This window comes from Cohaesibacter sp. ES.047, assembly GCF_900215505.1.
In the GTDB taxonomy this organism is placed as follows: Bacteria; Pseudomonadota; Alphaproteobacteria; order Rhizobiales; family Cohaesibacteraceae; genus Cohaesibacter.
On sequence record NZ_LT907844.1, the window covers coordinates 4616831 to 4629541 of the forward strand.

At 54.7% G+C, this 12711-nt stretch carries 16 protein-coding genes; 6 read left to right on the forward strand and 10 right to left on the reverse strand.

Annotation, left to right across the window (positions count from 1 at the left end):
- Positions 1-19 precede the first annotated feature (19 nt).
- From CPH65_RS21140 to CPH65_RS21150, 3 genes are all read right to left on the reverse strand, one after another.
- Entirely contained in the window at positions 20-715 is a 696-nt protein-coding gene (locus tag CPH65_RS21140) for a DnaJ domain-containing protein (RefSeq protein ID WP_096176555.1), read from the reverse strand.
- Between the two features lie 235 nt (positions 716-950).
- The gene (locus CPH65_RS21145; RefSeq protein WP_096175676.1) at positions 951-1682 is read right to left on the reverse strand and encodes a hypothetical protein; all 732 of its coding nucleotides are present in this window, start codon (positions 1680-1682) and stop codon (positions 951-953) included.
- Between the two features lie 155 nt (positions 1683-1837).
- The gene (locus CPH65_RS21150; RefSeq protein ID WP_096176556.1) at positions 1838-2272 is read right to left on the reverse strand and encodes a DUF1489 family protein; all 435 of its coding nucleotides are present in this window, start codon (positions 2270-2272) and stop codon (positions 1838-1840) included.
- A gap of 150 nt (positions 2273-2422) precedes the next feature.
- Here CPH65_RS21150 and CPH65_RS21155 point away from each other — a divergent pair, with 150 nt between their 5' ends.
- From CPH65_RS21155 to CPH65_RS21165, 3 genes are all read left to right on the forward strand, one after another.
- Positions 2423-3319 carry an NAD-dependent epimerase/dehydratase family protein gene (locus tag CPH65_RS21155; RefSeq protein WP_096175677.1) on the forward strand — a complete coding sequence of 299 codons (897 nt, stop codon included), beginning with the start codon at positions 2423-2425 and terminating at the stop codon, positions 3317-3319.
- 269 nt (positions 3320-3588) lie between these two features.
- Positions 3589-3924, forward strand: coding sequence for a helix-turn-helix transcriptional regulator (locus CPH65_RS21160; protein ID WP_096175678.1), 336 nt, complete (start codon positions 3589-3591; stop codon positions 3922-3924).
- Between the two features lie 108 nt (positions 3925-4032).
- Complete coding sequence (locus CPH65_RS21165; RefSeq protein ID WP_096175679.1) at positions 4033-4434, forward strand: rhodanese-like domain-containing protein; 402 nt, start codon at positions 4033-4035, stop codon at positions 4432-4434.
- Positions 4435-4465: 31 nt separating this feature from the next.
- Here the strand turns inward: CPH65_RS21165 and CPH65_RS21170 are convergent, their stop codons facing one another.
- Positions 4466-4879, reverse strand: coding sequence for a rhodanese-like domain-containing protein (locus CPH65_RS21170; RefSeq protein WP_096175680.1), 414 nt, complete (start codon positions 4877-4879; stop codon positions 4466-4468).
- Between the two features lie 561 nt (positions 4880-5440).
- Between CPH65_RS21170 and CPH65_RS21175 the strand changes: the two genes are divergently transcribed.
- Both CPH65_RS21175 and CPH65_RS21180 read left to right on the forward strand, forming a co-directional pair.
- A complete protein-coding gene (locus tag CPH65_RS21175; RefSeq protein WP_096176557.1) occupies positions 5441-6181 on the forward strand; it encodes a DUF599 domain-containing protein in 741 nt (246 codons plus the stop codon).
- Positions 6182-6283: 102 nt separating this feature from the next.
- Positions 6284-7192, forward strand: coding sequence for a DMT family transporter (locus tag CPH65_RS21180; protein ID WP_096175681.1), 909 nt, complete (start codon positions 6284-6286; stop codon positions 7190-7192).
- 100 nt (positions 7193-7292) lie between these two features.
- Here the strand turns inward: CPH65_RS21180 and tnpA are convergent, their stop codons facing one another.
- From tnpA to CPH65_RS24040, 6 genes are all read right to left on the reverse strand, one after another.
- A complete protein-coding gene (gene tnpA / locus CPH65_RS21185) occupies positions 7293-7727 on the reverse strand; it encodes an IS200/IS605 family transposase (RefSeq protein WP_096175682.1) in 435 nt (144 codons plus the stop codon).
- Between the two features lie 169 nt (positions 7728-7896).
- Positions 7897-8253, reverse strand: a complete 357-nt coding sequence (locus CPH65_RS21190) for a hypothetical protein (RefSeq protein ID WP_096175683.1) — start codon at positions 8251-8253, stop codon at positions 7897-7899.
- Between the two features lie 58 nt (positions 8254-8311).
- Positions 8312-8761 carry a VOC family protein gene (locus CPH65_RS21195; protein WP_096175684.1) on the reverse strand — a complete coding sequence of 150 codons (450 nt, stop codon included), beginning with the start codon at positions 8759-8761 and terminating at the stop codon, positions 8312-8314.
- Between the two features lie 33 nt (positions 8762-8794).
- Positions 8795-10201 carry a magnesium transporter gene (gene mgtE, locus CPH65_RS21200; protein WP_096175685.1) on the reverse strand — a complete coding sequence of 469 codons (1407 nt, stop codon included), beginning with the start codon at positions 10199-10201 and terminating at the stop codon, positions 8795-8797.
- Between the two features lie 282 nt (positions 10202-10483).
- The gene (locus CPH65_RS21205; RefSeq protein WP_172891562.1) at positions 10484-11458 is read right to left on the reverse strand and encodes a Gfo/Idh/MocA family protein; all 975 of its coding nucleotides are present in this window, start codon (positions 11456-11458) and stop codon (positions 10484-10486) included.
- Between the two features lie 183 nt (positions 11459-11641).
- Positions 11642-11923, reverse strand: a complete 282-nt coding sequence (locus CPH65_RS24040; protein WP_157747839.1) for a hypothetical protein — start codon at positions 11921-11923, stop codon at positions 11642-11644.
- Between the two features lie 252 nt (positions 11924-12175).
- Here CPH65_RS24040 and CPH65_RS21210 point away from each other — a divergent pair, with 252 nt between their 5' ends.
- Complete coding sequence (locus tag CPH65_RS21210) at positions 12176-12460, forward strand: hypothetical protein (RefSeq protein ID WP_096175687.1); 285 nt, start codon at positions 12176-12178, stop codon at positions 12458-12460.
- The last annotated feature ends 251 nt before the right edge of the window (positions 12461-12711 follow it).

The window sequence follows — 12711 nt, forward strand, 5'->3', positions numbered from 1 at the left end:
TTCATTGAGTATTTGGAGATCAGCCATGTTTTCGCAACAAGACGGCCTTGGCAGCATTGATCTTGGTAGCAAGAAAGGTGGAGCCCCCCTGGTCGGGGTGGACCCGCTTCATCAGACGCCTGTGCGCAGCAACAATTTCCGCTTCGTCGGCGCCCGCAGAAAGCCCAAGAATCTCATAAGCTTCCTCCTTGGTCATGGGGCCCGAGTCCGCCGTTCCAGCTTCCCCCGTTGCCGGATCAGCATCGAATGCGTCACGCCAGTTGGCGCTCCGGCCGTCAAGATAGGCCTCGAGTAGATCGCGACTTTCCCGATCACTCCCGATTTCCTGCCAGAGGCTGTGCAATTCAGCCTCTGACAGACTGTCCAGGTCCCGCCCTTCATAATGCCCGGCCAATACACGCCCGATGATGATGCCCGTATCGTGATCAAGCGTCATTTCCAAGGCGGCGGTCCGAACGGTCGATCCGCGCCCGCTGGACCGGTCAGCCCCGGCTGACGAGGGCTTGCGCCGAAACATCCCCCACGCCACCAGAGCAACGGGCACAGCCAGCATCCATTGGCCCCTGACCATCAAGAGCAGCGAAAACAGCCCCGTGATGCCCGCGGCAATCCGATAGCCGATCTTCACGATGTCAGCCGTATTGGCATAGGCCGCCCAGCGGCCCAGCAGAACCAGAGAAACAAAAAGAAGAAGTCCGCCGACTAGATAAATCATCGTGCCATCCGACTGAAGCATTTGAGGATCGTGCTGCACTGCCACGCCATCCAAGTGATTGGGGAAGTACCGAGCTTGACCCATCATCCCCGCTGAAGTCCAGCCCAGATGGCCCGACTGATTGTACGCGACAGACATCCCGCCCGCCCTATCGTGCGTCAGGCCTGACAGCCAAGATCTCTTCGTCACAGGATCTCTTTGTCATATGTAAAGCGTAGGCGGGGAAGGTCAATCGCTAGCGAGACGGTTTTGGCAATTGCTTGCGCAACTCCGGTGGCAGTCTCGTCACATCCCGCCCGGAAGCCGCATAGGCAGCGATGCCTTTGAGATAGTCCGCAAGCTTGTGCTTGGAATGCGAATCAAACTGCGCATAGGCCCCGCCGGTCAACCGGGCAACATCCTTGAAAATCGTCGTGGCAAGAGCGTCGGTTCCTTCCTGAAAGACAAAAACCGGTATGCCGCGCAAGGCGATATCGCCCGCCAGCCCGGCAATCTCGTCCGGATTCTCTTCTAGGCAGTCTCCGACATAGACAACCGCATCAAGGCGCGTCCGATTCGCTTCATTCTTGACATGCTGCAGAATGCGGCCGATCTGGGTACGGCCGGCACGGCAATCAAACCGCTCCATCCACCCGATCATGTCGCTCGCAGATCGGGTCCAGCGGCTCGCCCGACATTCGGCAGTTCCGCGGAAATAGACAAGCTGTGTGGCCAGCGCGCCATGCGCCGCGGCCACTTCGAACATGTCGCTCTGCAGTGAACAGGCGACATCCCAGGTTGGTTGGCGACTCATGGTGGCATCAAGCGCAAACACCAGATGGCCGCTCACAGGCTTGAGCCCTTGCTGCTCCTGTGCCTGTCGAACCATCTTCGTCTTGGCCAGAAAAGACGCAACCTCACCCTTCCCCGTCTCCGGCTGAAGATCCGAGGCAGTTCCCTTGGTCAATTCATCGCGTTTCTTGTTCATTGCGAGCAGATCCTGTCTGGAGGCAAAAGATGGATGGCAAGACAAAGTGACAGCAAGCGTAGCTTTATAGCGCCCTCACCCATTATGTGGGTGGGATTGGCGCGTGCGCAACCCGCCTGCGATGCAACAATCATGAAAGAAAACAGGCCTTCGGGCTACAAGAGCCCCAGTTCAGCCAACTCGCGGCGGAAGGCTTCCGGCAGGTCCTCGCCTCCACCCAGTTCCCCAAGATCGCGGGGGGCGTCTTCAACGTTGAAGTAGCGCCACCCCTGAAAAGCGCGTCTTGGCAGCGTTTCGGTGCGCACCAGTTTTGGCTCCATGACGATCTGGCACCGCGAAATCCCATCCTCACCGACAGTCTGCCGCAGATCGAGAATAGGTTGACGCGCCAGCACCATCCCCTTGATAACCCAATAAAGAGAGCCACCATCAAGGATTTCATCCCGCCGCTTGGGGAACATTCGCGTGGTGTGGATGTGTTCGGGCGCCTCGCCTGAAAGGGCCTTCTGCGTCTGGCGATGCTCAATCCACCGTTCCAGATCGTCGGCACTATCCACACCCACGCATAATTTAAGTATGTGAACTGTCATGCCTGTCCATAGCATGAGACTTTATTGCGCATAAAGACTGAGCGCACTTTGCCAAAACTTGGTCATAGATTTATGCACATTTTGCTATAGATTGAAGCTCTAGGCATTTCAGCCACTGTTCTTATTTAGGCGGATCAAGGAACACATTGCATGCGAATTTTCGTCACCGGAGGCACAGGACAGATCGGAACGGCAGTGGTCAACGCCCTGCACGCAAAGAACTATCGCGTGACGACACTCGCACGGTCTGATGCCAGCGCGGAGCTTCAAAAGGCCATGGGAGCCACCCCGATTCGCGGCAGCCTCACCGAACCGGATGGCTGGGTGACCGAAGCGCTCGATCATGACGCCATTGTCCACGCCGCTGCCACATTCGAGAGCAACATGGGAGAGGTCGATCACGAACTCGTCGCCTCCCTGCTCAAGGCTGCGCAGGACATGCCCGTGGAACGCAAGATCCCCTTCATCTATACCGGCGGATGCTGGCTCTACCCCGAAGCTCCGATCATTCCGATCACCGAACGTCATGTCTTGGACCCGCTTCCGGAATTTGCATGGATGCTCGACAGCATCGAAGAACTTGCGACATGCCCGTCCTTTCTTCTGACCGTGATCCATCCCGCCTATGTGGTTGACGGCAAACGCGGCACCGTTGCCAACTTTGCCAAATCGCTCAAGGAAGACGGCAGCATCAGAATCGTTGAGGATCCCGAAACACACCATCCCTTTATCCATGCCGACGATATAGCCGACCTCTATGTAAGGGCGGTCGAGCATGGCGGTGATGGCCTTTTGCTCAATGCCACAGCCATCAAAAGCGCAACCGCCGGTGACGTGGCCAAGCTTGTTGCGGAGCGCTTGAACCTGCCACTGCAGACCCAGGTTGTGAGCCTTGAGGACATTCAGGACCAGTTGGGCAATTGGGCATCCGGTTATGGCCGGTCTCAGCGCATGCAGGCGGACCGCGCCAAGGATGTGCTCGACTGGTCGCCTCGATATGACACCATCGAAGCCATCGTGGACGCCTGTCTCGCCGATCTATCCTGATTGCCCCCATCAGAGCGCTTGGCATCAGGCGCGTTGAGCCATTTATATTTTCGGCAAACTGATTCGAAACCTTCAGCCATGCGGCTCGTGTGAGGCAACAGCCCTGCACACTCAACTGTTGACTTCATATTATATTCGAATATTATTACATTAGAATTATCTAATTATACATCCGGACACACCGTCTGCCCTCCTTCACACTTTTGACAGTCAGGAAAACGGAAACCGGAAAAACGATCGGATACACCGATCGGGCTGCAAGGTGAACCATGACCCCGGATCCTACCATCGAGGCTTTGGCAGATCAGGCTGATGAAGTCGCCCGTCTCCTCAAGCTATTGGGCAACAGCAATCGACTGCGCATCCTGTGTCAACTTGTCGACGGCCCGGACAAGTCGGTCAATTGTCTGGCAGACAAGCTTCAGATCTCACAAAGCGCGCTCTCGCAACACCTTGCGAAAATGCGCGAAGATGGTTTGATCGAGGGAAAGCGGGACGCCCAGACCATTTATTACTCTCTCTCTGACGAGAATGCACTGAAACTGCTCTCGGTGCTCAAGGAACTCTATTGCTCGGCTGACACACTTCCCCCCAAAGACACCTAGAGCTCAAGAAACCAGTGCCGGTTCCGATCAGAGTGCCCTTGCACGTGGCACAAATGCTAGGATGGCATTCTCACTCACGGACCGCCGCAACAAGGATCAAAGAACGCAATGGCGAAGAAACAGATTGTCAAACAGATCAATTTCGAAGAGGCCAAAGCCCTTATCGACCAGGGAGCGGTCCTGATCGACGTGCGCGAGAAAATGGAGCTTGCTCGCCGGAAAGTGCCCTCGGCCCTGCATCATCCGCTATCGGGACTCTCGGGGCCCATCGAGACCAATGGTGCCCCAGCCGCCATCTTCTTTTGTGCATCGGGTGCCCGAACCAACGGCTATGCACCGGCGCTGGCCAAAGCCGTTGATTGCGACGCCTACATGCTGAACGGCGGAATTCACGCTCTGGCCCGCATCAATGTTCCCATGGAAACTGGCGGCGGCATGTTCAAATTGTTTGGCATCGCAGCGGTTTTGCTGCTCGCAGGCTGGGCAACCGGCATCATTCCCGGACTTTAAAAAGACGCTCGACCTGCGGTGCGGACCACGTTCAATCCCGGTCCGTCTCCGTGCTCGTCTCCACGGCGCCTCCGCCTTCCTTCCATGCAGTAAAGCCCCCGGCAATATGCGCTACCGGGCTCATGCCCATGCGCTGCACCTGTTGCGTCGCAAGGGCACTGCGCCAGCCTGCGGCACAGAAGAAGATGAATGTCTTGTCTTGGGCAAAAACGTCCCGATGGTAGGGACTGGTCGGGCAGACCCAGAATTCGAGCATACCGCGCGGGGCATGCACCGCGCCGGGCACGCGCCCCTGTCGATCCAGCTCACGAATGTCCCTGATATCAACGAAAACATAGCCATCATCGTTCAGGAGCGCCTTGGCCTGCTCAACGCTGATGGTCTCGATCTCGGCTTCAGCCTCGGCTATCAATTGCTCGTAGGTCACATTAATAGACTGTGCCATTCATCCCCCTCAAATATCTGTTTCGCTTCGAGAATGGGAAAGCCGGAGGGGAAAAGCAACCAACCTGTGAATGTCTTTGCACCGACTTCAGCAGCAATCAGGCACAAAAAAAGCGTGGGCGAACCCACGCTTTATTTCTGTCGCGAACACGACTTGGCGTTCTTAACCGGCTGCAATGGCAGACGTATCGAATGCTCCGAAGAAATACACGATGGCCAAAACAGCGCCTAGCGCCAAAACAGCTTTCATCGCGACACTCCAACAAGAAACGTCGATTTCCTTGTCCATATATCCTCAGCTTGTCAGGTGACTAACTCATTCACGTGCTTAGCAGCTGTGAAGCGTATGGCCCCTAGTTAGTCGCTTGGAAAGGATTTGGCAACTAATAAGGCGTGCATTTGGTGCACACCTGCCATCAGGTTTAAATTGCTTTTAGGAATCAATATGCTATCTAAAATGAAAAGTGTGCGTATTGTGTCAAATCCATGACAGGCCCGGGAAAATGACATCCCTTTGCATCCTGGAATGGCCGGTGTGGCACCCGTTTATGGGATAAAAACGATGATTCCGTTCTCGCTTCTCGATTATGTTGCTCTGTTTTGGTACATCGCCTTCTGGCTCACCTTCGCCTATGTGGTGGATCACTCGCACCTGAGGCATCACAATCTCTCGCATTTGATGAATGGTCATCGCCTGAGATGGATGCGCAACATGTCCACCCGCGACCTGCGCATGATCGACACCGCGATTATATCAGGACTGCAGAACGGAACGGCTTTCTTTGCCTCCACCTCGCTGCTTGCCATCGGGGGGGGATTTGCCATGCTCAACTCGACAGAAGCAGCGATTCGGGTCTTCGATGACCTGTCGATACCGGTCGAGACAAACCGCGCCCTGTGGGAAGCAAAGGTGCTGTTGCTCATTCTGATTTATGTCTATGCCTTCTTCAAGTTTGGCTGGGCTTACAGGCTGTTCAATTACAGCTCGATCCTCATCGGCGGACTGCCCTATGCCAAGACCGCTGACGAGAAGGAGCTGGAAATTGCCGTCCGGCAGGCCGCCAATCTCAATGCCATGGCAGGCAGGCATTTCAATCTCGGCCTCAGATCCTTCTTTTTCTCGCTGGCTTTGTTCGGCTGGTTCATTCATCCCGGCGTTCTGATCGTCTCCACCACATTTGTCGGCGTCGTCCTGATTCGCAGGCAATATTTCTCTCAATCCCAGACGCTCGCGATGCATCTGCAGCCAGAGAAAGCGAGTGAGAAAGAGAAAGCGAGTGAGAAAGAGAGCGACAAGACTTAGTCGTTGCCATCGAGAAAGCCTCGCTGGATATGATCCGTGCTTGATCATCATGCCGATTGGTCGTACTTAGCCCTCTTGCAGCCAGTCTAGAAGGCCCCCTCGATGCCCCCGCACGCCATCCGCAAGCCCACCCCGGGCGACATTTCAATATTGTTCTTTCTGACGCTAATCTGGGCGTCGTCCTTCGTTGCCATCAAGGTTGCCGTCCCCTTCACGGGTCCCGTGTGGCTGGCGGGCATGCGGGTATGCATCGGCTTTCTGGTGCTCATTCCATGGACGCTCTATCGCGGTCTCGTCTTGCCGACATCCCCTCGCACATGGATGTTTCTCATCGGGGTATCACTGTTGAACATCACGATGCCCTTCTTGCTGATTTCATGGGCCGAATTGTCCATTTCTGCGGGCATAACATCCCTTTTGCTGGCAACCGGCCCCTTCATCGCATTGGTGCTCAGTCATCTGACGACCGAGGATGACAAGATCAACATCTACAAATTGATTGGGATTGCTCTGGGCTTGACCGGCGTTGCAACCGTCGTCGGGGGCGAGGCGATCTCCAACATCGGGGATAGCTCTCTTCTGGCCCAGCTCGCCGTGCTCGGGGCCTCACTTTGCTATGGCGTATCCGGCGCGATGATCCGCCAGATCAAAGACGTTCCGCCAACCCGGCTGGCGACCATCATTCTGGGGCTGTCATCCATCGAGCTGTTGGCGCTTGGCTTCTACCAAGGTTTGCCCGATTTCGGCACACTGGACACTCAGGCATGGTTCGCGCTGCTGTATCTGGGCCTATTGCCAACCGGTCTGGCAACCATCTTGCGCTACCGCATGATATGGACGGTGGGTGCCAGCTATTTCGGACTCTTCATGAATCTCATCCCGATCTTCGGGGTGCTCATGGGCGCGGTCTTGCTCTCCGAGCATGTGGCCGTTTCGACAGTGTTCGCGCTGTTCTTCATTGTTGCGGGCCTTTTCGTCGCCCGCACCAATCCGGCCCGCCCTTCACGCTGACGGATCAGGATCCGATCAACGTCCAGCAAGTCATGACCTCCCCCAGAGGGGGAGGTTTGAGACGCTTCGCTTGAACCACTAGAAGTGGTTTTGTTAGGTTTCAATAATTAGGCTTGAACATATCGGCATAGTCAGATGCCTTGTCCTGCTTCTCCTGATTACGGATATAGCGTCTGACGACCTCCTCTTGATAGCCCGTTGTTGAGACAAAGTATCCACGTGCCCAAAAGTGATATCCCTTGTAACGACGTTTCCGGGCATATTTGTTTGCCACGTAAAGCGCCGTTTTTCCTTTCAAGAACCCCACTATATGGGCCACAGAATATTTGGGTGGGATCGAGATCAACATATGAACATGGTCAGGCATCAGATGCCCTTCCTCAATATGGCATCCTTTCTGGGATGCCACTTTGCTAAATTGATCTCGCAACTCAAGCCGCAAGTCTCCGTAGAGACGTTTGGTGCGGTACTTGGACCCGAAGACCACGTGATATTTGCAGTCCCAAGTGCTGTGTGATAGGTGATTTTTGTCCATAAAAACCTCCTCGCTTGCTTTCTTAAAACCACGCCAATGGTTCAAGTGAGGAGGTCTCTTACTGAAAATGTAGAACCTGTCCAGTCCTCCACCGGAGGTGGAGGTTTATTTCAGATAGAATAAAAAAGCGGGCTCCGGCCCGCTTTATTCATTCCGCACAATATCCGCCTCACATGGGATCAAGAACGGCGCCGTCAACAAACCCTATGATACCATTCACCTTGATCTCGCAGGCATGCCGCTTGAGCATCGAGCGACGCTCTCGGGTTGAACCATAGGCCCAGGAGCGGAAATTGAATTCGGGTCTGCACCAGCGCATGACAACCCCTTCGGTGCCCTTGGCAAGGGGCGCCTTGATGGCGGATCCCACCTCAGGCGCACTGCGGATGGCGGTGTCCTTGGTCACGACATAAAGTGTGTCGTAGGGACTTTGCGCCCCTCTCGCAGCAAGGGCGTGCTCTGATGCTGCAACACTGACCAACAGGCTCACACCACAAAGCGCGAACGCAAGACCTCTTTGTCGCATTTCATTCTCCCTTCAGTCTGTCTCAAGCCGCTCGGATCGCTTGAACCAAACGGCCCTATCAATCCGCATCTCGATCATTGGGCCACACATTGCCCGTGGCAAGCTCCACCACGTTGCCGAACGGATCGCGAAAATAGAAGCTTTCCCCACCAAGCGGCCAGTTGGCCCGACTCACGATATTGATCCCCTTGGCTTCCAAATAGGCTTGCCAACCGTCGATATCCCGCGCTGAAATCCTGAAGGCGAAATGGCCGATCCCATCCATCCGGTGCCCCGGAACCACGGCGCCACCAATCTCACTATCTGCGTCACAGGCCCCTCTCAGGCACACGATCAGAATCTGGCTCGGCGCAACGTTATAGGCGCAGATTCGGGGACCTTTGATCATTCGTTCAAAGCCGAGCAAGCCGTTGTAAAAGCCATGGGCCTCATCAAGATCATCGACATAAACCGGCGTTTCCAGAACCCCCTTGATGGGAGGCGCGGCTCGGTTTGGCTGTTCTGTCACCGGATAAACTCCTTATGACTGGAAAAAGAAAATTCAGGAAAGGCCGAACCACCAGCCGGCAAGCCCGAGAAAGGCAAAGAACCCGACCACGTCCGTGACCGTGGTGATAAAGACCCCCGAAGCGATGGCTGGGTCCGCACCGACCTTGGTCAGCCCGATGGGAATGAGAATACCCGAAACACCGGCAAAAAAGAGATTGACCACCAAAGCCGTGCCGATGACCAAACCAAGCTGGTAGCTGTCAAACCAGAACGTGGCAATCAGGCCCAGAATGACGGCAAAAGCAAACCCATTGAGCACCGCCACAGTTACTTCTCTGGTCACGACACGCAGCACGTTGAAGCTGTCCAGTTCCTGCGTTGCGAGCGCTCGCACGGCAACCGTCATGGTCTGGGTTGCAGCGTTGCCCCCCATGGAGGCAACAATCGGCATCAGTACAGCCAGAGCCACCATCTGCTGGATCGTGGTATCAAAGAAGGCTATCACCCAGCTCGCAATGATCGCCGTCAGCAGATTGACCGACAGCCAGGTGAAACGCGACTTGACCGTATCGAAGACGGTATCGGTGATTTCCTCGGCGCCAACACCACCAAGGCGTTTGATGTCTTCATCGGCCTCTTCATGAATGACGTCGACGATGTCATCAATGGTGATGACACCGACAAGACGATCACCTTCATCAAGCACAGCAGCGGACAAAAGGTCATAACGCTCGAAGACCCTCGAGACATCCTCTTGATCCTGCGTTGCTTCGACAAAATGACGTTCTTCATGCAGGATGGATGATATCTTGGTCGAGCGCTGAGAGCGCAAGAGCGTATTAAGAGACACGTCACCAAGCAGCCGAAAGCCCGGATCAATGACAAAAATCTGGTGAAAGACGTCCGGCAGATCCGGCGTCTCACGCATGTAATCAATCGTCTGGCCGACGGTCCAGAACGGCGCGACCGCGATAAAAGACGTCTGCATCAATCGGCCAGCCGAATCCTCCGGATAGTCCAAAGACCGATTGATGTGCATCCGCTCCAAAGCCGGCAGAGCAGCCAGAACCTCGTTGCGGTCTTCCTCTTCCATGTCTTCAAGGATGAGAACCGCGTCGTCCGAATCGAGTTCGCTGATGCCCTCGGCCAACCGAGCATTTGGCAGGGCCTCGACGATCTTGGCACGCAGGGAATCTCCAAGCTCAACCAGCGCGACAAAATCGAAGTCATCAGCCAGAAGCTCAAGAAAGTCGGCGCGATCCTTGGGATTAAGGGCCTCGATGATGTCACCAAGATCCGCTTCATGCAGATCCTGAGTGAGATTGAGCAGCGCGTCCACATCACGCGCTTCAACGGCCTCTTCGACCTGCCGATAAAACTCGGCAGAGATCATGCCGCGCTCATCACGCACCTCCGGCTTGTGGGAATTGTCATCGTGATCCTGGAACTCGGCTTGCATCAAATGACCTCATGTCGTGCCGGACGGCATTGGGAACTCTACTTCCTTGTGCCGCAAAGCGCGTCCCGACTTCAAGCCTTGTTTCCGGTGAGACACCGAATTAACTGGCCAACCTGTTCAGAATAGCGCTCTGGACCAGAAAGGAAAGCGCCATTCGAGACTTCGATAGAACCAGTCTTGATGCCGAGCATCAAGGCACCGTGCGAATGGGCAAAAGCCGCCCTCCCCGACTGTCGCCTTTAAACCCGCAAAAGGTGTCAACAACTCGAACAGAGCGAACGTCTAGAACCCTTGGAATATTCGTGTTTTCAAGTCCGTGCTCAACCGTCCCTCTGAGGCACTGCAAGGATTGGGGGCACCATCGAGAAAATGTGCAATGACCCGTTCTATAAAGGGCTGGTGCACATGCTCGGGATCCGGATATTCCAAAGTTGCAACAGTGCCGTCCAGCCTCAGCTCAATTGGGCAGGCCGAAAAGAAACTCATGCTGACCGAACCTTTGTCACCGTGGATCATGACCTTCTCTTCTTCCTCAGATATTGCATAGGCACACAGGCCGACCGCGGAGATGGTCTCGAAATCCAGAAGATATGTGACGAGATCTTCCGCCGGATAAAGCTTGGACTGATGCTTCTTCAAGCCTGTTGCCGCGCGTGGCGCGCCGAACACATAGGTCAGCCAGTCCAGAGTGTGGGATTGCACATCGACGAAATAGCCGCCCCCGCCTGTGTCCTCATCCAGTTTCCAAGCTTGACCAGGCTTTGTCTCGGCAGTCAGGAAATGGCGCACCTCAATCAGCCGCACTTCGCCGATTGCGCCCGATTGCACCAGTTTGCGCATTTTCTCAAACCGCGACAGAGCGCGCCTGTAATAGGCAACACACAGCTTACGGCCGGTTTCCTGAACAACCGCTTCAATCGCGGCACACTCGTCCGGCGTCATGCCCATTGGTTTCTCAAGCAGCACGTCTTTGCCCGCCCGAAGCGCCGCAATCGCATAGTCCTTATGGGAATTGGGCGGCGTGGCAATGTAGATCGCGTCAAGATCCGGATTGGCCAAAAGCGCTGATGCATCAGACGTCCAGTCCGGCACGCCGTGGCGGCGCGCATAGTCAGCGGCCTTGTCTTGATCGCGGCGCATGACGGAGTGAACCTCCGACCGATCGACCTTCTGCAACGCCGGACCGCTTTTCACCTCCGTGACATCGCCGCATCCCAAAATGCCCCAACGAACCTTCTCTGAGCTCTGCTGTTCCACAGTTCGTGTCCTTCCCATAAAGCACCAATAATGAGGAGCCAGAAACTACAGGAAGCCCTGCGGAATGTATAGGTCGATCCAGATATAAGGCGTTGATCTCCTGAGATTTCATCAATTGGCCCAAAGAGGTGGCTCCTCCTTTTCGACCCATGATCTGATGGCGTCCTTTAGCCAAGAGCCAAATCAGATCACTAAAGCCGACCGGCACCAATCCGATGTCGGCGAATAGAAAAGCCTGTGCCCAAGCGCACTGCATCTTTGTTTTTTGGAGCCGGATAATTGCTGGATCTGCGAAAAGCGATGCGAGATGAGCCCGTTGAAGAAAAAAACTTCCGGCCGCAGCAAAAATTTTGCGAATTTAGCCTTTTGGGAGTGCGGCAGAATTGTGACTTTTTTGCCGTTCGTTCCTTGAGATGCGCAAACTAGACGCTGCAGAATACGCAATTTCGCACCCCATTTCAGCATCAATTCATGCCGATTGAACCAAATTTATCAGCTTTAAATTGATAGAAATCGAACATATGCATCTTTTGATTTCGGTTATGTGCCGCTTTATCAGAGTTCAAGGATATCTATATGAAATAATTGTCAAATTTTGTTACACGGCAAATCAAAAGTGTGAAGAAAACTCTCTTGAAGAGCGCGATTTGCCTCCCCATTTCATGAGGTGTCGAAACCAATTAAACGAAAAGGAACACGACAATGAGAAAACCTGCAATGGCATTATCCGTACTCGCTCTGGCACTCGTCACGTATGCTGCGCCTTCTTTGGCCGCTGAGCGCGTTGACTCGCAGAGCATGACCGCGCCTCAGGTCAAACAGCTCATTAAGGATCAGGGCAGCGTGATCCTGTCGACTGGCCAGTACAATTTTGATCGGTATGTTGCCAATGACTCTCACTGCTACATCGGTGAAAAAGCTGAAGCAGCATTCGTTCCGACTGCCAATTCCAGTTCAAGCTTCGTTGGCTATACCTGTAAATTGGACCTGAGCGACGCCTGAGCCAATCGGTCTTTGTAACCGAGAAGCGGAACGATAAATGACGGTTCCGACGATCGGACCAGCAGCAATCGCGAACTCCCGCAGGTTCGCCCTTTGCTCTGCCTTTAGGTCCGGCCGTTAGGTCTGAAAATCAGCTCCGGTTCAATTGCAACAAAAGTCCGCCGCGGCACTGCATCCCCCGATGCGAGCGCCGTGGTGGACTTTTTTATTTTGTAAAGGCGGTGCAAGCAAGACAACCGCGTTGAGCCACT